At 71.4% G+C, this 25,520-nt stretch carries 4 protein-coding genes; all 4 read left to right on the top strand.

The window, feature by feature from the left end; all coding sequences use genetic code 11:
• Nucleotides 1-40: 40 nt before the first annotated feature.
• The 4 genes from ACFT9I_RS18390 to ACFT9I_RS18375 all read left to right on the top strand — a co-directional run bounded on the left by ACFT9I_RS18390 (nucleotide 41) and on the right by ACFT9I_RS18375 (nucleotide 25,440).
• Nucleotides 41-628: a flavin reductase family protein gene (locus ACFT9I_RS18390; protein ID WP_382565407.1), complete on the top strand. Its 588-nt coding sequence runs from the start codon at nucleotides 41-43 to the stop codon at nucleotides 626-628.
• Between the two features lie 132 nt (nucleotides 629-760).
• Nucleotides 761-2,368, top strand: coding sequence for a citramalate synthase (gene cimA / locus ACFT9I_RS18385; protein WP_382565405.1), 1,608 nt, complete (start codon nucleotides 761-763; stop codon nucleotides 2,366-2,368).
• Between the two features lie 216 nt (nucleotides 2,369-2,584).
• Nucleotides 2,585-13,471 (top strand): type I polyketide synthase, encoded by a 10,887-nt coding sequence (locus ACFT9I_RS18380; protein WP_382565403.1) that lies wholly within the window; start codon nucleotides 2,585-2,587, stop codon nucleotides 13,469-13,471.
• Complete coding sequence (locus tag ACFT9I_RS18375) at nucleotides 13,468-25,440, top strand: SDR family NAD(P)-dependent oxidoreductase (protein ID WP_382565401.1); 11,973 nt, start codon at nucleotides 13,468-13,470, stop codon at nucleotides 25,438-25,440. Before ACFT9I_RS18380 ends, ACFT9I_RS18375 begins: the two co-directional genes overlap by 4 nt.
• Nucleotides 25,441-25,520: the final 80 nt, after the last annotated feature.

The raw sequence follows: 25,520 nt of genomic DNA, 5'->3' as shown, positions 1-25,520 counted from the left end.
GCAACTCACCGCTTCTGTCACCAGAATTGGAGCCCATGCCATGACTCCCACCGCGACCGGCACGGCCGCTGTCCCCCGTGCTGTCACCGCCACCGCCACCGCCACCGCCGCCACCACGCTCGCCGGACCCGACGTGGCCACCTTCCGTGCCGCCATGGGCCGTTTCCCGACCGGTGTCACCCTGCTCACCCAAGGCAGCGGCGACAGCACACTCGTGATGACACTGAACAGCCTGACCTCGGTCTCCCTCGACCCTCTGCTCCTGCTCGTGTCCGTCCGCTCCGGCGGCCGGATGCGCGCCCGCGTCTCCGACGCCGGCGGCTTCGCGGTGAACGTGCTCGCCGAGGCGCAACGCGACCTGGCCCAGGAGTTCAGCGCGCGCGACCGCCCCGAGGGACCGGCGGCGATGCGCCGGCTCGGAGCCGTCCCCGGCAAGACCGGCAACGCCGTACTCCCCGCCGCCGAGGCGTACTTCGAATGCGCGGTGGAGGACGAGCGCCGGGCGGGCGACCACACCCTCTTCATCGGCCGGGTGACCGCCCTCGGCAGCGCCGCCGCCGGACCCGACCCCCTCGTCTTCCACCAGGGCCGATTCACCAGGCTCCCGGCCCGGCAGGACCGTGACTGAACCCCGCCGGCCCCACCCGGCCCCACCCGGGAGCCGACACCTTCCAGCAGCTTTCAAGCGGCCCTCAGGCGGCCCGCCCGACCGTCGAAGGAATCAGCTTCGGGCGGCGACGCCCACGAGGGAGGGCGAGAGATGGCTGAACACGAGATCCAGTTGTACGACACGACCTTGCGGGACGGCAGCCAGCAGGAGGGCATGACGCTCACCGTCGAGGACAAACTCGCCGTCGCACGCCTGCTGGACACCATCGGAGTCGGTTTCATCGAGGGCGGCTGGCCGGGAGCGGTCCCCCGGGACACCGAGTTCTTCCACCGGGCCCGCACCGAACTCAACCTACGGAAAGCCCAGTTGGCGGCGTTCGGCGCCACCCGCCGCCCCGATGTGACGGTCGGTCAGGACCCCCAGGTGCGTGCCCTGCTCACCGCCGAGACCCCGGTGATCACACTCGTCGGCAAGAGCCACACCGGACACATCGAACGGGCGCTGCGCACCAACCTGGCCGAGAACCTCGCCATGATCGGCAGCACCGTGCGCCACCTGGTGCTCGCCGGGCGGAGGGTCTTCTTCGACGCCGAGCACTACTTCGACGGCTACCGGCTCAACTCCGCGTACGCCCTGGAAGTGGTCCGCGCCGCGGCCGAAGCCGGCGCCGAGGCCGTGGTCCTGTGCGACACCAACGGCGGCCACCTGCCCGACGAGATCCGCCGGATCGTCACCGAGACCCGCACCGCCACGGGCGCGCCCCTCGGCATCCACTGTCACAACGACTCCGGCTGCGCCGTCGCCAACACCCTCGCCGCCACCGACGCCGGCGCGATCCACGTACAGGGAACAGCCCACGGCTACGGCGAACGCTGCGGAAACGCCGACCTGTTCACCGTCATCGCCAACCTGGTCCTCAAACGCGGCCTGCCCCTCGTCAGCGGCGACCAACTCGCCCACTTCACCGAGGTCGCCACCGCCATCACCGAGATCACCGGCGTCCTCCCCGGCACCGACGCCCCCTACGTGGGCGCCCAGGCGTTCACCCACAAGGCCGGCCTGCACGCCTCCGCGCTGCGCGTCGACCCCGACCTGTACCAGCACACCCAGCCGGCCCGGGTGGGCAACGCCATGCGCACCCTCGTCTCCGACATGGGCGGACGCTCCTCGGTCGAGCTGAAGGCACGCGAACTCGGCCACGAAGTCGCCGCCGGCTCCGCCGAAGTGGCCAGCGCCGCCGCGCGTATCAAGCATCTGGAGAGCCGCGGCTACAGCTTCGAGAGCGCCGACGCCTCCTTCGAACTGCTGCTGCGCGAAGAGCTGGCCACCACCCCGGCCGAGCCGCCCTTCACCGTCGACACCTGGCAGGTCTCCGTCGCCCAGGGCACCGGCGAATCCGCCCGCTGCCAGGCGACGGTGCACGCCCGCGTCGACGGGGCTCCGCACACCGCGACCGCCGAGGGCGAGGGCCCGCTCGACGCCCTCGACACCGCACTGCACCGGCTGCTCGACCCGCTCTTCCCACGGCTCACCCGGCTCCTGCTGACCGGCCACCACGTGCGGGTGCTCAGCACCCAGGCCGGCAGTGCCGTCACCCGCGTCCTGGTCTCGTACCGTGACGGCGAACGGCACTGGAACACCGTCGGCGTCGCCGAGAACGCCATCACCGCCGGCTGGCAGGCACAGCTCGAAGCCCTGCGCTACGCCCTGCTGGACGAGGTGGCGGACACCCGCGCGGTGTCCCTCGCCGCAGCTTAGGGAGCGCGCCCGTACCCGCTGCCGTACCGGGGCCGTACGCGCTGTCGTACCAGGGCCGTACGCGCCGTTGGACCGGCGGCGTACGCGCCCGCTCCCCGTGCGGCGCCCCGCACCCCAGACCAGTGCGACCGACGCTCAAGTGACCGGCGATTGGCTGATGGGGTCCCGATCCGTCTTCCCCGGGACGCTGTCCCCGCGGCTGCCCAGAGAGGCTCAATGGTGTCGATTTCAAACCAGGACCGGATGGAAGCCGCGCTTCCCGCCATCCGCGCGCTTCAGAAGCGTGCCGCGGAGCTCGAGGCGAGCGAGGCCCGTCAGCACGAGCCGATCGCTGTGGTGTCGATGGCGTGCCGGTTGCCGGGTGGTATCGATTCGCCGGAGGGTTTCTGGGAGTTGTTGGTGGCTGGTGGTGACGCGGTGGGTGGTTTGCCGTCGCGTTGGGAGGGGTTGGGGGTGTATGACGCGGATCCTGAGGCGGTGGGGAAGAGTTATGCCCGTGAGGGTGGTTTTGTTGAGGGGGTTGAGGGGTTCGACGCGGGGTTCTTCGGGATCAGTCCGCGTGAGGCGCTGTCGATGGATCCGCAGCAGCGGGTGGTGCTGGAGACGGCGTGGGAGGCGCTGGAGCGGGCGGGGGTGCGGCCCGACTCGTTGAGCGGCAGCAACACCGGGGTGTATCTCGGCACGATGAGTTCCGACTACGGGGACCTCGGCCTCGATCTGGACTCCCTCGACGGCTATGTCAGCACCGGAAAGGCATCAAGCGTCGTCTCGGGTCGGGTCTCCTACACGCTCGGTCTTCAGGGTCCGGCGGTCACGGTGGACACGGCGTGCTCGTCGTCGCTGGTCGCTCTGCACCTCGCGACGAACGCACTGCGCCAGGGCGAGTGCGATGTCGCACTCGCCGGCGGAGTCACCGTCATGAGCGCCCCTTCCCTCTTCGTGGAGTTCTCGCGTTTGAAGGGGATGGCTCCGGATGGGCGGTGCAAGTCGTTTGCGGCTGGTGCTGATGGTGCGGGGTGGGCTGAGGGTGCGGGTGTGCTGCTGCTGAAGCGGTTGTCGGCGGCGGAGCGGGACGGTGACCGGGTCCTGGCGGTGATTCGTGGCAGTGCGGTGAATCAGGACGGTCGTAGTCAGGGGCTGACGGCGCCGAATGGTCCGTCGCAGCAGCGGGTGATCCGGGATGCGCTGGAGGCGGCGCGGTTGACGTCGGCGGATATTGACGCGGTGGAGGCGCATGGGACGGGTACGCCGTTGGGTGATCCGATCGAGGCGGGTGCGCTGGCGGAGGTGTTCGGTCCGGGGCGGGTGGTGGACCGTCCGGTGTGGTTGGGGTCGTCGAAGTCGAATATTGGTCATGCGCAGGCTGCCGCGGGTGTGGTGGGTGTGATCAAGATGGTGCTGGCGTTGCAGAACGGTGTGCTGCCCAGGACCCTGCACGCCGACGAGCCGACTCCCCATATCGAGTGGGCGGGCACGGGACTGGCTCTGTTGCAGGAAGCCCGCGCGTGGGAACGGGACGACGCGCGCCCACGTCGCGCGGGTGTGTCCTCGTTCGGTCTGTCCGGCACCAACGCGCACATCGTCCTGGAGGAACCGCCGGTCCGGAAGACCGCTGAAGTGGCGTTCGGCGTTGACGGTCCGGTGCCGGTGGTGCTGTCCGGGCGGGATGATGCGGCGGTCCGCGAGCAGGCGGGGCGCTGGGCCGCGTGGCTGGAGACCGATCCGGGGGCCGGGCTCACGGAGGTGGCGGTGACGGCTGCTCGGCACCGTACGCATTTCGAGTCGCGGGCGAGTGTGGTGGCCGCCGACATGGCGGAGCTGGTCGAGGGACTTCGTGCCGTGGCCGAGGGCCGCGAAGCGGGGAACGTCGTCTCCGGGGTCGCCGAGCGACGCGGAAAGACGGTGTTCGTTTTCCCCGGTCAGGGTTCGCAGTGGGCGGGTATGGGGCGTGAACTCCTCGCGTCGAGTGAGGTGTTCGCGGGGGTGGTTGAGGCGTGTGATGCGGCGTTGCGGCCGTTGACGGGCTGGTCGGTGCGTGCGGTGCTGGCGGGTGAGGAGTCCGAGGGTCTGCCTCCGGTGGACCGGGTGGATGTGGTGCAGCCGGCGTTGTTCGCGATGGGGGTGGGTCTGGCGGCTGTGTGGCGGTCGCTGGGTGTGGAGCCGGCGGCTGTGGTGGGTCATTCGCAGGGTGAGGTGGTGGCGGCTGTTGTCTCGGGTGCGTTGAGTCTGGAGCAGGGCGCGCTGGTGGTGGCCTCCCGTTCCCAGGCGGTGCTGGCGTGCGCGGGGCAGGGTGGGATGGCGCTGGTCGAGCGTCCGCTGGCGGTGGTGGAGGAGTTCCTGGCGCCGTTCGGTGAGGCGCTGTCGGTGGCGGCGGTGAACACGGCCGGCTCGACGATCATTTCGGGTCGGGCGGACGCGATCGACCGGATTGTTTCTGATCTTCAGGAGAGGGAGATATATGCCCGGAAGATCAAGGTGGATTACGCGTCGCACAACGCGCAGATGGATCCGCTGCTGCCGGGCCTGGCGGAGAAGTTCACCGGCCTGACAGCGGGGCGGACGGACATCGCGTTCTACTCGACCGTGACCAGCGACGTGGTCGAGGGCCCGGAGCTGGACGGTGGTTACTGGTGCCGGAATCTGCGGGAGCCGGTGCGGTTCGACCGCGCCCTGGAACGGCTTCTGGATGACGGTCACACGGTGTTCGTGGAGATCTCCGCCCACCCGGTGCTGTCCATGCCGCTGACCGACGGCAGCGCCGAACACGGCGGCATCGTCGTCGGCTCCCTCGCACGCGACCGCGGCGGCATGGAGCAGCTGTGGCGCAACCTTGGTCTGCTGCATGTCAACGGTCATGACATCAACTGGACTGCGGCTCTTGGTGGTTCGAGCACCGCACCCGTTCTGCTGCCGACTTATGCGTTCCAGCGTGAGCGGTTCTGGCTGGAGTCGGTGAAGCAGTCGGGGGATGTGCGTGCGGTCGGTCTGGAGGTTTCGGATCATCCGTGGCTGGGTGCGGCGCTCGGTCTGGCGGACGGTGAGGGGCATCTGTTCACCGGCCGGCTCTCGCTGGCCGAGCAGCCGTGGCTTGCTGAGCACGCGGCGTTCGGGACGGTCCTCGTTCCCGGTACGGGGCTCCTCGAACTGGCTCTGACTGCCGCGCATCATGTGGGTGCGGAGCGGGTGGAGGGGCTGACGCTGCTGGAGCCGTTGACGCTGCCCGAGGGGGCGGGTGTCCGTCTTCAGGTGGTGGTCGGTGCTCCGGACAGCACGGGGCGCAGGCCCGTGTCGATCTACAGCAGTGGTGAGGATGCCGCCGCGGGTGAGGACACCTGGCGTCAGCACGCGGCCGGTGAACTGTCCGACATCGGCGAGGGCGACGCCGGTTCCGTTGACGCGTTCGCGGAGTTGGCGCAGTGGCCGGTGCCGGGCGCCGAGCCCATCGAACTGGACGGTTTCTACGACGACTTCGCCGCGCGCGGGCTTGTCTACGGGCCTGCGTTCCAGGGTCTGACGGAGCTGTGGCGCAAGGGCAACACCGCGTACGGGATCGTCCGTCTGCCGGAGCACCTGACCGCTGATGGCTTCGGTGTCCACCCCGCGCTCCTGGACGCCGCCCTCCACACACTCGTCGGCGCCCAGGACATGAACACCGCCGACACCGGAACGGCCCTGCTGCCGTTCGAGTGGAGCGGCGTGGAGCTGTACGCGACGGGCTCGTCCGACATACGGGTGGCCATCGACCTGGACGACGCGGCCCACACGATGAGCGTGACGGTGACCGACCCGGCCGGGCGACCCGTCGTACGCGCGGAAGCCCTGCGGCTGCGGGAAGCCACCCCTGAGCAGATCCGGTCCGGACAGTCCGTCGAGCATCTGTACCAGGTCGAGTTCCGGGCGCCACGGGCGCTGGAGACGGGGGCTTCCTCCGACGAGACCTGGGTGGTCGGCGCCGAGGGTGTGGTGGCCCGTGCCTTGGGTGCTGTGCCGTTCGATGACGTGGACGGTCTGCTCGCGCTGCTTGATGAGGACGGTGTTCCGGGACGGATCGTCCTGGATGCCACGGCCGGTGCCGTTGACGGTGGGGCTTTCGGGGCGACTGCCCGGGCGTTGTCGACTGTGCAGGCTCTGTTGGCCGAACCGCGTCTGGAGCCGGTCGAGTTGGTGTGGGTCACCTCTGGTGCGGTGGATGCCGGTGCTGGTGTCCGGGATCTGGACCATGCGCCGTTGTGGGGTCTGCTGCGGTCGGTGCGGGGTGAGTACCCGGATCGGGTGATCCGGCTGGTGGACATCGCTCCGGACGCGGCCGAGGACGACGTCGAGCGTGCCCTCACGGTCTCCGGCGAGCCCGAACTCGTACTCCGCGACGGCGAACTCCGTGGTGCACGGCTGGCCCGGGTCACGGACACGGGCGGTACGGACCCGGCGGGTGCTGTTCTGGACCCCGAGGGTTCGGTGCTGGTCACGGGTGGTACGGGTGAGTTGGGCCGGGCGCTGGCCGGGCACTTGGTCCGTGAGCGGGGTGTCCGGCATCTGGTGCTGACGTCCCGGCGTGGTCTGGAGGCGCCTGGCGCGGGGGAGTTGGTGGCGGAGCTGACCGACGCCGGCGCCGAGAGCGTGCAGGTGGTGGCGTGTGACACCTCGGACCGGGATCAGCTGCGTGCGCTGTTCACGTCTTCGGCGCGGCTGTGGACGGGTGTGTTCCATCTCGCGGGTGTGCTGGACGACGGGGTGGTCTCCGCGCAGGACGCGGAGCGTCTGGAGCGGGTGTGGGCGCCGAAGGCCGGGGGCGCGCTGCATCTGGACGAGCTGTCGCGTGAACTGGGCCTGGAGCTGGCGGAGTTCGTGCTGTTCTCGTCCGCCGCTGGTGTTCTGGGCGGCGCGGGTCAGGCGAACTACGCCGCTGCCAACGCGTTCCTCGATGCTCTTGCCGTACGCAGGCAGGCGGACGGTCTGCCCGGCCTCAGCCTCTCGTGGGGTCTGTGGCAGCAGGCCGGTATCGGTCTGACCGCCGGGCTCGGCACCGCCGAACTCGCCCGGCTTCGACGCGGCGGCATCGGAGCGCTGAGCATCAAGCAGGCTCTGGCTGCGCTGGACACCGCGCTCACCCTGCCGCACCCCCATCTCGTCCCTGTGAAGTTGGAGTTGGCGGTTCTTCAGCGGCGTCCGGAGGAGGTCCCGGCGTTGCTGCGGGGGCTGGTACGGGCTCCGCGCCGGCGGGCCGGCGAAGCTGCCGGCGCGCAGGCGGGGCTGCGGGAGCAGCTCGCGGCCCTGGCCGGAGCGGAGCGTGCCCCGTATCTGATCAGGCTGGTCCAGCGCGAGGCTGCCGTCGTCCTCGGCATCGACAACGCCGACGGAGTCGGCGCCGGACAGGTCCTGAAGGACCTCGGACTCGACTCCCTCATGGCGGTCGAACTGCGCCGCCGACTCGCCGCCGAGACCGGTCTCACGCTGCCCTCCACCCTGGCCTTCGACCACCCCACCCCCACCGCCATCGCCGAACTCCTCCTCGACAAACTCTCCCTTTCCCGCCCCGGCCAACAGACGCAGTCGAAGACGACGCGGCGCGGTGCCCGGTTGGACGACGAGCCGATCGCCGTCGTGTCGATGGCGTGCCGGCTGCCGGGCGGCATCGACACGCCGGAGGGCTTCTGGGAGTTGCTGGCCTCCGGAGGGGACGCGGTGGGCGGTCTGCCGTCGCGTTGGGACGGACTGGGCGTGTACGACCCCGACCCGGAAGCGGTCGGCAAGAGCTACGCCCGCGAGGGCGGCTTCGTCCACGGCGTCGAGGACTTCGACGCGGTCTTCTTCGGGATCAGCCCTCGTGAAGCGCTGGCCATGGACCCGCAGCAGCGGCTCGTCCTGGAGACCGCCTGGGAAGCGCTGGAGCGGGCCGGCGTGCGACCGGACTCGCTGAGCGGCACCAACACCGGCGTCTACCTCGGCACCATGGGTTCCGACTACAGCGATCTGGGCGACCTGGACGCGCTCGACGGCTACACCAGCACGGGCAACGCGAGCAGCGTCGTCTCCGGCCGGGTCTCCTACACGCTCGGCCTCCAGGGCCCGGCCGTCACGGTCGACACCGCCTGCTCGTCCTCCCTCGTCGCCCTCCACCTCGCCGCCAACGCGCTGCGCCAGGGCGAATGCGACGTGGCGCTGGCCGGCGGGGTCACCGTTATGAGTACCCCTTCCCTCTTCGTGGAGTTCTCCCGGCTCAAGGGCATGGCCCCGGACGGTCGCTGCAAGTCGTTCTCGGCCGCAGCCGACGGCGCGGGGTGGGCCGAGGGCGCGGGTGTTCTGCTGCTGAAGCGGCTGTCCGTGGCCGAGCGGGACGGCGACCGGGTCCTCGCCGTCCTCCGGGGCAGCGCGGTCAACCAGGACGGCCGCAGCCAGGGCCTCACCGCCCCGAACGGACCCTCCCAGCAGCGCGTCGTACAAGCGGCGCTCCAGGCTTCCCGGCTGACCCCGGCCGACATCGACGCGATCGAGGCCCACGGGACCGGAACGTCTCTCGGTGACCCAATCGAGGCGGTGGCGCTGGGCGAGGTGTTCGGACCGGGCCGCTCCGACGACCGGCCGGTATGGCTCGGCTCGTCGAAGTCGAACATCGGCCACGCCCAGGCCGCCGCCGGAGTGGTCGGTGTGATCAAGATGGTGCTGGCGATGCAGCACGATCTGCTGCCCAGGACCCTGCACGCCGACGAGCCGACTCCCCATATCGAGTGGGCGGGCACGGGACTGGCTCTGTTGCAGGAAGCCCGCGCGTGGGAACGGGACGACGCGCGCCCACGTCGCGCGGGTGTGTCCTCGTTCGGTCTGTCCGGCACCAACGCGCACATCGTCCTGGAGGAACCGCCGGTCCGGAAGACCGCTGAAGTGGCGTCCGGCGTTGACGGTCCGGTGCCGGTGGTGCTGTCCGGGCGGGATGATGCGGCGGTCCGCGAGCAGGCGGGGCGCTGGGCCGCGTGGCTGGAGACCGATCCGGGGGCCGGGCTCACGGAGGTGGCGGTGACGGCCGCCCGGCACCGTACACACTTCGAGTCGCGGGCCAGTGTGGTGGCGGCAGGCTCCGCGGAGCTGGCCGAGGCGCTGCGGGCGCTGGCGGACGGCCGGGCCCACGATGCCGTTGTCACGGGAAGTGCCGAGCCTCGCGGCAAGACGGTGTTCGTCTTCCCCGGGCAGGGGTCGCAGTGGGCGGGCATGGGCCGCGAACTGCTGGCGTCGAACGAGGCGTTCGCGGAGGCGGTTGACGCGTGTGACGCGGCGCTGCGTCCGCTGACGGGCTGGTCGGTGCGTGCCGTGCTGGCGGGCGAGGAGTCCGAGGGTCTGCCTCCGGTGGACCGGGTGGACGTGGTGCAGCCGGCGCTGTTCGCGATGGGTGTCGCCCTGTCCGCCGCCTGGCGCTCACTTGGTGTCGCACCCGCCGCCGTGGTCGGTCATTCGCAGGGTGAGGTGGTGGCTGCTGTTGTCTCCGGGGTCTTGTCGCTGGAGCAGGGAGCACGAGTGGTCGTCGAGCGTTCCCGGGCGGTGCTGGGGGTCTCGGGCCGGGGCGGGATGGCGCTGGTCGGGCGTCCGCTCGCGGAAGTGGAGCAGTTTCTCGCGCCGTACGGTGACGCGCTGTCGGTGGCGGCGGTGAACACGACCGGGTCCACTGTGATCTCCGGCCTCTCCGACGAACTGGCGGAGTTGGTCGGCCGCCTCCAGGAGCAAGAGGTTTTCGCGCGGACGATCCGCGTGGACTACGCCTCGCACAACGCGCAGATGGACCCGCTGCTGCCGGGCCTGGCCGAGCGGCTGGCGGAGGTGACGCCGGGCAAGGCCGAGGTCGCGTTCTACTCGACCGTGACCAGCGACGTGGTCGAGGGCCCGGAGCTGGACGGTGGTTACTGGTGCCGGAATCTGCGGGAGCCGGTGCGGTTCGACCGTGCGCTGGAACGGCTTCTGGGTGACGGTCACACGGTGTTCGTGGAGATCTCGGCGCATCCGGTGCTGTCCATGCCGCTGACCGACGGCAGCGCCGAACACGGCGGGATCGTCGTCGGATCGCTCGCGCGTGACCGTGGCGGCATGGACCAGCTGCTGCGCAATCTCAGCCTGTTGCACGTCAACGGTCACGACATCGACTGGGCCTCGGCGCTGGGCGGCGGTCCGAGCACCGCACCCGTACCGCTGCCCACGTACGCCTTCCAGCGTGAGCGCTACTGGCTGGAGACGGCGAGGTCGTCCGGGGACGCCGGCGCGCTGGGCCTGGAGGTCTCCGCCCACCCGTGGCTGGGCGCGGCGACCGCGCTCGCCGACGGCGAGGGCCATCTCTTCACCGGCCGGCTGTCGCTGGCGGACCAGCCGTGGCTGAGGGACCACGCCGCGTTCGGGACGGTCCTCGTTCCCGGTACGGGGCTCCTCGAACTGGCTCTGACTGCCGCGCATCATGTGGGTGCGGAGCGGGTGGAGGGGCTGACGCTGCTGGAGCCGTTGACGCTGCCGGAGGGGGCGGGTGTCCGTCTTCAGGTGGTGGTCGGTGCTCCGGACAGCACAGGGCGCAGGCCCGTGTCGATCTACAGCAGTGGTGAGGATGCCGCCGCGGGTGAGGACACCTGGCGTCAGCACGCCGCCGGTGAACTGTCCGACATCGGCGAGGGCGACGCCGGGTCCGTTGACGCGTTCGCGGAGTTGGCGCAGTGGCCGGTGCCGGGCGCCGAGCCCATCGAACTGGACGGTTTCTACGACGACTTCGCCGCGCGCGGGCTTGTCTACGGTCCTGCGTTCCAGGGTCTGACGGAGCTGTGGCGCAAGGGGAACACCGCGTACGGAATCGTCCGTCTGCCGGAGCACCTGACCACCGACGGGTACGGGGTCCACCCCGCGCTCCTCGACGCCGCCCTCCACACGATCGTCGGCGCCCGTGACGAACAGGGTGACGAGAAGTCGGTCTTCCTCCCCTTCGAGTGGACCGGAGTCGACCTCCACGCCACCGGAAGCACCGAACTCCGCGTCCGCGTCGCACTCGACGAGACCGGCACCAACGCCGGCATACAGGTCGCGGACCCCGCCGGACGACCCGTCGCGCGAGCGGAGGGGCTCGCCATCCGGGCGGCGACCGCCGAGCAGATCCGGACCGGAGAGCGCGTCGAGCACCTGTACCGCCTGGACTTCCGTACGCCACGTGTCCTGCGCGAACCGGGGCCGACGGCGGGCGACACCTGGCTTCTCGGCGAGAACGCCGAGATGTCCAAGATCCTGGAGGCCGACCATGTGGCTGATGTGGATGTTCTGCTTGCCCACCTCGATGACGGGAGGGAGCCGCCCGCTCGACTGGCTGTTGACGCTACCGCGCAGACGGCACCGGCAAGCAGCGACGCAGCGTACAGGCTGACCGCCGACACGCTGCGCACTCTGCAACGTCTGGTGGGTGAACCCCGTCTGGACGAAGTGGAGTTGGTGTGGATCACACGCTCGGCCACGGGTGCGGACAACGAAGTCCGCGACCTGGCCCACGCACCCCTGTGGGGACTGCTCCGTACCGCTCGAAGCGAGTACGCCGAGCGTGTGATCCGCCTGATCGACCTCGGGAGCGACGCCGACGACGCGCTCCTGCAACAAGCGCTCGCCCTGACGGACGAGCCGGAGATCGCGATCCGCGGCGGCGAGCTGCGCACCGCGCGGCTCGTACGGACGACGTCCACGCCGACGGACGCGGCGGGGGCGGCGGACGCACCGCGACCGGTCGCGAAGCCCCTCGCCCCCGAGGGCTCGGTGCTGGTGACCGGCGGTACGGGTGAGCTGGGCCGGGCGCTGGCCGGTCATCTGGTCCGTGAACGGGGAGTACGGCACCTGGTGCTGACCTCCCGGCGCGGCCTGGACGCCCCCGGCGCACGGGAGTTGGTCACGGAGCTGACCGACGCCGGCGCCGAGAGCGTGCAAGTGGTCGCCTGCGACGTCAGCAGGCGCGAGGACGTCTCCATGGCCCTCGCGACGGCGGACGCCGAACGCCCCTGGACGGGCGTGTTCCACCTCGCGGGTGTGCTGGACGACGGGGTGATCACGGCGCAGGACGCGGAGCGTCTGGAGCGGGTGTGGGCGCCGAAGGCGGCGGGTGCGCTGCATCTGGACGAGCTGTCGCGTGAACTGGGCCTGGATCTCGCGGAGTTCGTGCTGTTCTCGTCCGCCGCCGGTGTTCTGGGCGGCGCGGGTCAGGCGAACTACGCCGCTGCCAACGCGTTCCTGGACGCCCTGGCGGTACGCAGGCGGGCCGAGGGCCTGCCCGCGCTCAGCCTCTCGTGGGGTCTGTGGCAGCAGGCCGGTATCGGTCTGACCGCCGGGCTCGGCACCGCCGAACTCGCCCGGCTTCGACGCGGCGGCATCGGAGCGCTCAGCCTCTCGCAGGCCCTGGCCGCACTGGACACCGCGCTCACCCTGCCGCACCCGCACCTCGTCCCCGTAAAGCTGGAACTCACCTCGCTCCAGCGCGAGGTGGACAACGGGGCCGACGCTCCCGCCCTCCTGCGCGATCTCCTGCGGGCACCGCGCCGACGGGCGGGCGGAGCCAACACATCACCCTCCGGACTGCGCGGGCAACTGCTCGCCCTTCCCGAGGACGCACGACTGCCGCACCTGTCCCAGCTCGTGCAGCGCGAGGCCGCCGCGGTTCTCGGCGTGCCCACGGACCATGGCATCGGGGCCGACCAGGTGCTCAAGGCACTCGGCATGGACTCGCTGATGGCTGTCGAACTGCGCCGTCGGCTCTCGGCCGAGACCGGGGTGTCCCTGCCGTCGACGCTGGCCTTCGACCACCCGACACCGTCCGCGATCGCCGCTCTGCTCCTCACCAAGCTCGATGTCGGCTCCGGCTCCGGACCGAACGGGACAGCGGCCGGACAGCGCCTCACCAGAAACCAGATCGACAGCCTTGTCGAACTTCTGCGCTCCGCCTCACCTGCCCAGCTCGTGGAGCAGGGCCTCGCCGCGGGCCTCATCGCACTGCGTGACGGCCTGGCGAAGAGCGCACCCGCCAACGACGAACAGCCGGAAGCCGAAGTCGCCGCCGGCAACACGGATGACCTTCTGCAGTTCCTGGATCGCAAGCTTGGAGTGAGCGAATGAGCGCGTCCGAAGTCGAGAAGCTCGAGGCATACCTGCGACGTACGGCAAGCGCTCTTGTCGAGACGGAGAAGCAGCTCAGCGCCGAACGCGCCACTCGCACCGAGCCGATCGCTGTGGTGTCGATGGCGTGCCGGTTGCCGGGTGGTATCGATTCGCCGGAGGGTTTCTGGGAGTTGTTGGTGGCTGGTGGTGACGCGGTGGGTGGTTTGCCGTCGCGTTGGGAGGGGTTGGGGGTGTATGACGCGGATCCTGAGGCGGTGGGGAAGAGTTATGCCCGTGAGGGTGGTTTTGTTGAGGGGGTTGAGGGGTTCGACGCGGGGTTCTTCGGGATCAGTCCGCGTGAGGCGCTGTCGATGGATCCGCAGCAGCGGGTGGTGCTGGAGACGGCGTGGGAGGCGCTGGAGCGGGCGGGGGTGCGGCCCGACTCGTTGAGCGGCAGCAACACCGGGGTGTATCTCGGCACGATGAGTTCCGACTACGGCAACCAGCAGGGTCATGACCTGGACGCGCTCGACGGGTACACCAGCACGGGCAACGCGAGCAGTGTGGTCTCGGGTCGGGTCTCCTACACGCTGGGTCTTCAGGGTCCGGCGGTCACGGTGGACACGGCGTGCTCGTCGTCGCTGGTCGCTCTGCACCTCGCGGCGAACGCGCTGCGTCAGGGGGAGTGTGAGCTGGCGCTGGCCGGTGGTGTGACGGTGATGAGTACGCCGGCCTTGTTCGTGGAGTTCTCGCGTTTGAAGGGGATGGCTCCGGATGGGCGGTGCAAGTCGTTTGCGGCTGGTGCTGATGGTGCGGGGTGGGCTGAGGGTGCGGGTGTGCTGCTGCTGAAGCGGTTGTCGGTGGCGGAGCGGGACGGTGACCGGGTCCTGGCGGTGATTCGTGGCAGTGCGGTGAATCAGGACGGTCGTAGTCAGGGGCTGACGGCGCCGAATGGTCCGTCGCAGCAGCGGGTGATCCGGGATGCGCTGGAGGCGGCGCGGTTGACGTCGGCGGATATTGACGCGGTGGAGGCGCATGGGACGGGTACGCCGTTGGGTGATCCGATCGAGGCGGGTGCGCTGGCGGAGGTGTTCGGTCCGGGGCGGGTGGTGGATCGTCCGGTGTGGTTGGGGTCGTCGAAGTCGAATATTGGTCATGCGCAGGCTGCCGCGGGTGTGGTGGGTGTGATCAAGATGGTGCTGGCGTTGCAGAACGGTGTGCTGCCGAGGACGTTGCATGCGGGTGAGCCGAGTCCGCATGTGGAGTGGGCGGGTAGTGGGCTTGCGTTGTTGCAGGAGGCTCGTGCGTGGGAGCGGGATGGGGTGCGTCCGCGTCGTGCGGGTGTGTCGTCGTTCGGGTTGTCGGGGACCAACGCGCATGTCGTTCTTGAGGAGCCGCCGGTTCGGGAGGTGGCCGTTGAGGTGGCGGCTGGTGTGGAGGGTCCGGTGCCGGTGGTGTTGTCGGGGCGGGACGAGGGTGCGGTTCGTGAGCAGGCGGGGCGTTGGGTTTCGTGGTTGGCGGCTCGTGCGGAGGTGTCGCTCGCGGATGTGGCGGTGACGGCTGCTCGGCACCGTACGCATTTCGAGTCGCGGGCGAGTGTGGTGGCGGCTGGTTCTGGGGAGCTGAGCGAGGCGTTGCGGGCGTTGGCGGAGGGCCGGGCGCATGACGCGGTTGTCACGGGGAGTGCTGAGCCGCGTGGCAAGACGGTGTTCGTGTTTCCGGGTCAGGGTTCGCAGTGGGCGGGTATGGGGCGTGAGCTGCTTGCTTCGAGTGAGGTGTTCGCGGGGGTGGTTGAGGCGTGTGATGCGGCGTTGCGGCCGTTGACGGGCTGGTCGGTGCGTGCGGTGCTGGCGGGCGAGGAGTCCGAGGGTCTGCCTCCGGTGGACCGGGTGGATGTGGTGCAGCCGGCGTTGTTCGCGATGGGTGTGGGTCTGGCGGCTGTGTGGCGTTCTCTCGGGGTGGAGCCGGCGGCTGTGGTGGGTCATTCGCAGGGTGAGGTGGTGGCGGCTGTTGTCTCCGGTGCGTTGAGTCTGGAGCAGGGCGCGCTGGTGGTGGCGTCGCGTTCCCAGGCGGTGCTGGCGTGCGCGGGGCAGGGTGGGATGGCGCTGGTCGAGCGTCCGCTGGCGGTGGTGGAGGAGTTCCTGGCGCCGTTCGGTGAGGCGTTGTCGGTGGCGGCGGTGAACACGGCGGGGTCCACTGTGATCTCCGGCCTCTCCGACGAACTGGCGGAGTTGGTCGGCCGCCTCCAGGAGCAAGAGGTTTTCGCGCGGAAGATCAAGGTGGATTACGCGTCGCACAACGCGCAGATGGATCCGCTGCTGCCGGGCCTGGCGGAGAAGTTCACCGGCCTGACAGCGGTCAGGCCGGACATCGCGTTCTACTCGACCGTGACCAGCGACGTGGTCGAGGGCCCGGAGCTGGACGGTGGTTACTGGTGCCGGAATCTGCGGGAACCGGTGCGGTTCGACCGCGCCCTGGAACGGCTTCTGGATGACGGTCACACGGTGTTCGTGGAGATCTCGGCGCATCCGGTGCTGTCCATGCCGCTGACCGACGGCAGCGCCGAACACGGCGGCATCGTCGTCGGCTCCCTCGCACGCGACCGCGGCGGCATGGATCAACTGCTGCGCAATCTCGGCCTGTTGCACGTCCAGGGCCAGGAGCTGGACTGGACGCGCGTACTCGGCCAAGGGAACGTCCTTCCGTTGCCGACGTATGCCTTCCAGCGTGAGCGGTTCTGGCTGGAGTCGGTGAAGCAGTCGGGGGATGTGCGTGCGGTCGGTCTGGAGGTTTCGGATCATCCGTGGCTGGGCGCGGCGCTCGGTCTGGCGGACGGTGAGGGGCATCTGTTCACCGGCCGGCTCTCGCTGGCCGAGCAGCCGTGGCTTGCTGAGCACGCGGCGTTCGGGACGGTCCTCGTTCCGGGCACCGGCCTGCTCGAACTGGCTTTGACCGCTGCGCATCATGTGGGTGCGGAGCGGGTGGAGGGGCTGACGCTGCTGGAGCCGTTGACGCTGCCGGAGGGGGCGGGTGTCCGTCTTCAGGTGGTGGTCGGTGCTCCGGACGGCACGGGGCGCAGGCCGGTGTCGATCTACAGCAGCGGCGAAGACGCCGCTGCGGGTGAGGACACCTGGCGTCAGCACGCGGCCGGTGAACTGTCCGACATCGGCGAGGGCGACGCCGGTTCCGCCGACGCGTTCGCGGAGTTGGCGCAGTGGCCGGTGCCGGGCGCCGAGCCCATCGAACTGGACGGGTTCTACGACGACTTCGCCGCGCGTGGGCTTGTCTACGGTCCGGCGTTCCAGGGTCTGACGGAGCTGTGGCGCAAGGGCAACACCGCGTATGGGATCGTCCGTCTGCCGGAGCACCTGACCGCTGATGGCTTCGGTGTCCACCCCGCGCTCCTGGACGCCGCCCTCCACACACTCGTCGGCGCCCGTGATCAGGGCGACGAGAAGTCGGTCTTCCTCCCCTTCGAGTGGACCGGTGTCGACCTCCACGCCACCGGCAGCACCGAACTCCGCGTCCGCGTCGCACTCGACCCGGCCACGGACGAGCACCTCTCCGTCGCGGTCGCATCCAGCCTCGGGCAGCCGGTCCTGCACGCCCGAGGGCTGCGCATCCGCGAGGCGACGTCCGAGCAGATCCGGTCCGGACAGTCCGTCGAGCATCTGTACCAGGTCGAGTTCCGCGCGGTGCGCGGGCTGGAGCTGGCGGAAGGCACTGCCGGCGAGACCTGGGTCGTGGGCGGCGCGGGCGTGGTGTCCCGTGCGGCCGACGTCGTTCCCTTCGAGGATGTGGCTGGACTGCTCGCGCTGCTTGATGAGGACGGTGTTCCGGGACGGATCGTCCTGGATGCCACGGCCGGTGCCGTTGACGGTGGGGCTTTCGGGGCGACTGCCCGGGCGTTGTCGACTGTGCAGGCTCTGTTGGCCGAACCGCGTTTGGAGCGGGTCGAGTTGGTGTGGGTCACCTCTGGTGCGGTGGATGCCGGTGCTGGTGTCTGGGATCTGGACCATGCGCCGTTGTGGGGTCTGCTGCGGTCGGTGCGGGGTGAGTACCCGGATCGGGTGATCCGGCTGGTGGACATCGCTCCGGACGCGGCCGAGGACGACGTCGAGCGTGCCCTCACGGTCTCCGGCGAGCCCGAACTCGTACTCCGCGACGGCGAACTCCGTGGTGCACGGCTCGTACGGACGACGTCCACGCCGACAGACGCCTCCGGGCCGACCGACCAACTCCAGCCGCTCGCCCGGTCCTTTGCCCCCGAGGGTTCGGTGCTGGTCACGGGCGGTACGGGTGAGTTGGGCCGGGCGCTGGCCGGGCACTTGGTCCGTGAGCGGGGTGTCCGGCATCTGGTGCTGACGTCGCGGCGCGGTCTGGAGGCGCCTGGCGCGGGGGAGTTGGTGGCGGAGCTGACCGACGCCGGCGCCGAGAGCGTGCAGGTGGTCGCCTGCGACACCTCGGACCGGGATCAGCTGCGTGCGCTGTTCACTTCTTCGGCGCGGTTGTGGACGGGTGTGTTCCATCTCGCGGGTGTGCTGGACGACGGGGTGATCACGGCGCAGGACGCGGAGCGTCTGGAGCGGGTGTGGGCGCCGAAGGCCGGGGGTGCGCTGCATCTGGACGAGCTGTCGCGTGAACTGGGTCTGGAGCTGGCGGAGTTCGTGCTGTTCTCGTCCGCCGCCGGTGTTCTGGGCGGCGCGGGTCAGGCGAACTACGCCGCTGCCAACGCGTTCCTCGATGCTCTTGCCGTACGCAGGCAGGCGGACGGTCTGCCCGGCCTCAGCCTCTCGTGGGGTCTGTGGCAGCAGGCCGGTATCGGTCTGACCGCCGGGCTCGGCACCGCCGAACTCGCCCGGCTTCGACGCGGCGGCATCGGAGCGCTGAGCATCAAGCAGGCTCTGGCTGCGCTGGACACCGCGCTCACCCTGCCGCACCCCCATCTCGTGCCCGTGAAGTTGGAGTTGGCGGTTCTTCAGCGGCGTCCGGAGGAGGTCCCGGCGTTGCTGCGGGGGCTGGTACGGGCTCCGCGCAGGCGGGCCGGCGAAGCTGCCGGCGCGCAGGCGGGGCTGCGGGAGCAGCTCGCGGCCCTGGCCGGAGCGGAGCGTGCCCCGTATCTGATCAGGCTGGTCCAGCGCGAGGCGGCCGTCGTCCTCGGCATCGACAACGCCGACGGAGTCGGCGCCGGACAGGTCTTGAAGGACCTTGGACTCGACTCCCTCATGGCGGTCGAACTGCGCCGCCGACTCGCCGCCGAGACCGGCCTCTCGCTGCCCTCCACCCTGGCCTTCGACCACCCCACCCCCACCGCCATCGCCGAACTCCTCCTCGACAAACTCTCCCTGACCGCAAACGCCGTCAGCCCGTCCAGGACGGCCGGTGCCCGCCGGCGGACCGCCGGCACGGCCGACGAACCCCTCGCCATCGTCTCCATGGCCTGCCGGCTGCCCGGTGGCATCTCCACACCCGAGGCGTACTGGTCTCTCCTCGCCTCCGGCGGCGATGCCGTCGGCGGTCTGCCGTCTCGCTGGGAGAAGCTGGACATCTACGACCCCGACCCGGAGGCGGTCGGCAAGAGCTACGCCCGCGAGGGCGGCTTCGTCCACGGCGTCGAGGACTTCGACGCGGCGTTCTTCGGCATATCCCAGCGCGAGGCGCTGTCGATGGACCCGCAGCAGCGGCTCGTCCTGGAGACCGCGTGGGAAGCGCTGGAGCGGGCCGGGGTCCGCCCCGACTCGCTGAGCGGCAGCAACACCGGGGTCTACCTCGGCGCCATGAGTTCCGACTACGGCGAGCAGGGACAACTCGACGCCTTTGACGGGTACCTGAGCACGGGCAACGCGAGCAGCGTCGTCTCCGGCCGGGTCTCCTACACGCTCGGCCTCCAGGGTCCGGCCGTCACGGTCGACACCGCCTGCTCGTCCTCCCTCGTCGCCCTCCACCTCGCCGCCAACGCGCTGCGCCAGGGCGAATGCGATGTCGCACTCGCGGGCGGCGTGACCGTTATGAGCACCCCTTCCCTCTTCGTGGAGTTCTCCCGGCTCAAGGGCATGGCCCCGGACGGTCGCTGCAAGTCGTTCTCGGCCGCAGCCGACGGCGCGGGGTGGGCCGAGGGCGCGGGTGTTCTGCTGCTGAAGCGGCTGTCCGTGGCCGAGCGGGACGGCGACCGGGTCCTCGCCGTCCTCCGGGGCAGCGCGGTCAACCAGGACGGCCGCAGCCAGGGCCTCACCGCCCCGAACGGACCCTCCCAGCAGCGCGTCGTACAAGCGGCGCTCCAGGCTTCCCGGCTGACCCCGGCCGACATCGACGCGATCGAGGCCCACGGGACCGGCACCCCGCTCGGTGACCCGATCGAGGCGGTGGCGCTGGCCGAGGTGTTCGGACCGGGCCGCTCCGACGACCGGCCCGTGTGGCTCGGCTCGTCGAAGTCGAACATCGGCCACGCCCAGGCCGCCGCCGGAGTCGCGGGCGTCATCAAGATGGTGCTCGCGCTCCAGCACGAGACACTTCCGAAGACACTGTCCGTGGAGGAGCCCAGCCCGCACATCCAGTGGGACGGCAGCGGCCTCGGCCTCCTCGGCAAGGCGCGGCCCTGGCAGCGGGACACCGCGCGGGTCCGCCGTGCGGGTGTGTCGTCGTTCGGCCTCAGCGGCACCAACGCCCACCTCGTCCTGGAGGAGGCGCCCGCGCGGGACACCGCCGAGGCGAAGGCGACCCCGGCGGACACCGTTCCAGGACTCCCTGGAGGCTCCGGCGTCCCCCTGCCGCTGGTGCTGTCCGGCCAGAGCGCGGAAGCCGTCCGCGACCAGGCGGGCCGCTGGGCGGAGTGGCTCACCGGGCGGAGCGACGTACGGCCCGCCGACGTGGCCGTCACGGCGGCCCGGCACCGTACCCACTTCGAGCACCGGGCGAGCGTCCCCGTCACGTCCGTGGCCGAGATGACCCAGGCCCTTCGGGTGCTCGCCGACGGCCGGACACCGGCCGGCGCCGCCCAGGGCGTGGCGGTCGACGGCGGTACGGCGGTGCTGTTCACCGGGCAGGGCAGCCAGCAGATCGCGATGGGCAGCCAGCTGTACGCGGCGCTGCCGGTCTTCCGCCGCGCGTTCGACGCGGTGTGCGCGGCGCTCGACCCGCACCTCTCGCGGGCGCTGGGCGATGTGCTGCTGGCCGACCGGGACAGTCCGGACGCGGTGCTGGTCCACGAGACCGAGTTCACCCAGCCCGCCCTGTTCGCGCTGGAGGTCGCCCTGTTCCGCCAGTGGCAGGAGTGGGGCGTGGAACCCGCCGCGGTCGCCGGCCACTCGGTCGGAGAACTCACCGCCGCCCACGTCGCGGGTGTCCTCAGCCTCGCGGACGCGGCCCGCCTCGTGGCCGCCCGCGGCCGGCTGATGCAGGCGTGCGAACGCGGCGGGGCGATGGCCTCGGTCGAAGCCGCGGAGAGCGAGGTCATCGACGTCCTCGCCGAGGTCGGGGGCCGGGTCTCGATCGCCGGGCTCAACGGCCCCCGGCAGACGGTCGTCAGCGGCGACGAGCGGGCGGTCGACGCCGTCGTGGCGCGCTTCGCAGGCCAGGGCAGGCGCACCCGCCGGCTGACCGTCTCGCACGCCTTCCACTCCCCGCACATGGACTCCATGCTCGCCGCGTACGAGTCGACGGCCGCGACCTGCGCCTTCAACCCGCCCGCCATCCCGCTGGTCTCCACGGTCACGGGCGCCTGGGCCACGGCCGAGGAACTGTCCGCGCCCGCCTACTGGGTGCGCCAGGTGCGCGACGCCGTCCGCTTCCTCCCCGCGATGCGGACGCTGGAACAGTCCTCCGTCGCGCGGTATCTGGAGTGCGGGCCCGCGGGCGTGCTGTCCGCCATGGGCGCGGAGTGCGTGAGCGGCGAGGCCGTCTTCACCGCCTCCCAGCGCGCTGCCCGCTCCCCGGAGGAGCCGGTGGACGAGGTGCGCGCCCTGATGGGCGCGCTCGGGGCGCTGCACGTGGCGGGGCAGGACGTCGACTGGGACCGGGTCCTGGACGGCGAACCGCTGCTCGACCTGCCCACGTACTCCTTCCAGCGGCGGCGGTTCTGGCTGGAGCCGGCCCACGGTGCCAAGCGCGACATCCGGCAGTCGGGTCTGACGGCGGGGGACCACCCGTGGCTGTCGGTGGCCTTGGCACTCGCCGGCGGGGAGGGGCACCTGCTGACCGGGCGGCTCTCGGCGGCCGAGCACCCGTGGCTGCGCGACCACGCCGTCCACGGCACCGTGCTCGTCCCCGGCACCGGTCTGCTCGACATGGCGCTCTCCGCCGTGCGCGCCGTCGCCGCGTCGGGCGTCGGTGAACTGACCCTCGCCCAGCCGCTCGTGCTCGCCGAGAACGTTCCGCTCCGGATCCAGGTCAGGGTCGGCCCGGCCGAGGACGGCCGGCGCTCCATCGGGATCCACAGCCAGCCGGAGACGACCGGGGAACCGGACGTCTGGACCGTGCACGCCACCGGTCAGCTGACCGACGACGCGCAGGAGGCACGTCCCGGCGAGCTGTCCGAGCTGCGGAGCTGGCCGGTGCCCGGCGCCGAGGCGCTGCCGCTCGAAGGCTTCTACGAGGGGCTGGCGGAGCAGGGACTCCAGTACGGTCCCGCGTTCCAGGGGCTCACCGCTCTCGCGCGCCGCGGTGACGTCGCGTACGGGCGGGTCGTCCTGCCCGAGACCGAGCAGGGCTCCGCCGACGCCTTCGGGATCCATCCCGCGCTGCTGGACGCCGCTCTGCACGTGCTGGCCGCCGTGGACACCGGGGAGCGGCCCGAGGGCACCGTGCTGCTCCCGTTCGCGTGGACGGACGTCTCCCTGCACGCGGCGGGCGGCACCGAACTCCACGTCCGCGTCGAGATTCAGGATTCCGGGAGCGACGGGAGCGACGGGACCGACGGGACCCACGGAGCCGACGGAGCGGAAGGGGCCGGCGGGTCCGGTGGCCGTACGGTCTCCGTGCTCGCCGCCGACCCCGGGGGCCAACCGGTCTTCCGGGCGGCCGGACTGGAGATCCGGCAGGCGGACGCCGCGCGGCTGCGCGCGGCCGGACCGTCCGTGGCCGACCACCTGTACCGGGTCGACTTCCAGCCGGTGGACCTGCCCGAGGCCGCCCCGGCCGCTGACGGCACCGTCGTACTCGGCGGCACCGGCGAGGTGGCGCGGCTCCTGGACGTCCCCCGCTTCGCGGACGTCGACGCGCTCCTGGCCGGAGGCGACCGCCCGCCGCTGCGGATCGTCGTCGACGCGACGGACCCGGCGCCGGGCACCGCGACCGACACCGCCGGGGAGACCCCGGGGGCGGCAGCCCGTACCGGCACCCTCGGGGCCCTCCCCGTACTCCAGCGCCTCCTGTCGGAGGACGACCTGGCCGACACCGAGCTGGTGTGGCTGACCCGCGACGCGGTCGCCGCCCGGCCCGAGGACGCGGTCGGCGCGCTCGACGCCGCCCCGCTGTGGGGCCTGATCCGCGCCGTACGGGGCGAGTACCCGGACCGGGTGCTGCGCCTGGTCGACCTCGACGGCGCCGGGACGGAGCCGGGAGCACTGGCGGCGATCCTCGCGTACGCGAACGAGCCGGAGCTGGTGCTGCGCGCCACCGGCGGCCACGCCCCGCGCCTGGTGCGCGCCGGGAAGGAGGCGGCGAAGGACGGCCCCCTCACGCCGCCCGCCGACGGGCCCTGGCGGCTCGACATCCGGGAGAAGGGCAGCCTGGACAGTCTCGAACTGGTCCCGGTGGAGGACCGGTCCGAGCCGCTCGGCGAGCACGAGGTGCGCGTCGCGGTCCGCGCCGCCGGTATGAACTTCCGTGACGTTCTCAACGCCCTCGGCATGGTCCCCACACCCGCGCTGGGTCTCGAATTCGCGGGCGTGGTGGAGGAGACGGGACCGGCGGTCACGCATCTGCGCCCCGGCGACCGGGCGATGGGCCTCGCCCTGGGCGCCTTCGGCACCGAGGTGCGCGGCGACGGGCACCTGATGACGAAGCTGCCGGACGCGATGACCTTCGAAGAGGGCGCGACGATTCCGCTCGCCTTCCTCACCGCCTACTACGCGCTCACCGAACTGGGCGGCCTCGGCGCCGGCGAGAAGCTGCTGGTGCACGCCGCCGCCGGCGGCGTGGGCATGGCGGCCGTGCAACTCGCCCACCATCTGGGGGCGGAGGTGTACGGCACGGCCGGCCGCGCCAAGTGGCCGACGCTGCGGGGGCTGGGGCTGGCGGACGAGAGGATCGCCTCCTCCCGGGACACGGACTTCGAGCAGCGCTGGCTGGCCGAGACCGGCGGGGCCGGTGTGGACGTCGTCCTCAACTCGCTGGCCGGGGAGTTCACGGACGCGTCGCTGCGGCTGCTGCCTCGCGGCGGCCGGTTCCTGGAGATGGGCAAGACCGACATCCGGGACCCCCGGAAGGTCGCCTCGGCACATCCGGGCGTCGCCTACAGCGCCTTCGACCTGATGTCGCTGGAGCCGGTCCATCTGCACCGGATGCTCACCGAGCTGTCGGAGCTGCTGGACCGGGGCGCGGTCGTACCGCTGCCGTATCTCTCCTACGACGTACGGGAGGCGCCCGGCGCGTTCCGTTACATGGCGCAGGGGCGGCACACCGGCAAGATCGTCCTCACCGTGCCGCGTGGGCTCGACCCTGAGGGCACCGTGCTGATCACCGGCGGTACCGGCGAACTCGGCCGGCGCGTCGCCCGGCACCTGGTCCGCGTCCACGGCATCCGGCACCTGGTACTGACGTCCCGTCAGGGGCCGGCGGCGCCCGGCGCCGCCGAGCTGACAGCGGAACTCCAGGAGGCGGGCGCCTCGTCCGTACGCGTCGTGGCGTGCGACGTGGCGGACCGCGAGGACGCCGCCGCGGCCGTGGCGGAGGCCGGGCGCGCGCACCCGCTGACCGGCGTGGTGCACCTGGCGGCCGTGATCCACGACGGGGCTCTGGCCAACCAGACCCAGGACACGTTCGCCCGGGTTCTCGCCCCGAAGGTGACCGGCGCCTGGCACCTGCACGAGCTGACCCAGCACCTGGACCTGGCGGCCTTCGTGCTCTTCTCGTCCGTCGCGGGCACCCTCGGCTCGCCCGGCCAGGGCAACTACGGCGCCGCCAACGCGTTCCTCGACGCCCTGGCCGTCCACCGGCGCCGCCGCGGGCTGGCGGGCACCAGTCTCGCCTGGGGTCTGTGGGAGCAGGACGGGGCCGGACTGACGGCGGGGCTCGACGAGGCGGGGCTGGTCCGGATGCGCCGTCAGGGCGCCCTGGCGATGAGCGAGGATGAGGGGCTCGGACTGCTGGACGCCGCGCTGGTACGGCCCGAGGCCCACCTGGTGCCCGCCAAGTTCGACCTGAGCCGGCTCCAGAGCGCCGAGGAGAGCCAACTGCCCGCCCTGCTGCGGCTGCTGGTGCGGTCCAGGCCCAAGCGGGCCGCCCGGTCGGAGAACCGGTCGTCCGGGTTCCGGGAGCAACTGGCCGCACTGCCCGAGGAGGAGCGTCTCACCTCCCTGCGCGGCTACCTCCAGCAGGAGATCGCCTCCGTACTCGGCCTGCCCGGCCTGGAGGCCGTACCGCTCGACAAGCCGATGCGGGTGTTCGGCTGGGACTCGCTCATGGCGGTCGAGCTGAGGAACCGCATCGTGAAGGACCTGGCGCTCGTCGTGCCGAGGACGCTGGCGTTCGACTACCCGACACCGGAGGCGATCGCCGACTTCCTCCACGGCCAGCTCTCCTTCGACGAACAACCGGTGGCCGACGACACACCCCCCGGTGACCCGGCGCAGGCGGCGCAGTGGGCCCTGGCCCGGATCGGCGCCGACCAGCTCCACCGCAGCGGTCTGCTGGAGCGGTTGCTCGAACTCGCCCGGCCCGGCCGGGAGCAGCCGGCCGACGACGCCGCCACCGCCGCACTCGAAACCGCCGAGGAACTCACGGACGACGAGATGGACCGGGCGCTGGACGCGGTCCTCGGCACCCGCTGATCCCGCCCGGCCCGGGACCGGCACAACCCGTCGCCTGTCCGAAACCAGGTCTCGCCGGTTCTGGAATTCTGCGCCAGGCT

It is taken from the genome of Streptomyces sp. NPDC057137, assembly GCF_042670825.1.
Taxonomy (GTDB): Bacteria; Actinomycetota; Actinomycetes; order Streptomycetales; family Streptomycetaceae; genus Streptomyces.
The sequence above is the reverse complement of the archived record's forward strand: the minus strand, read 5'-3'. Positions and strand labels throughout refer to the sequence as shown.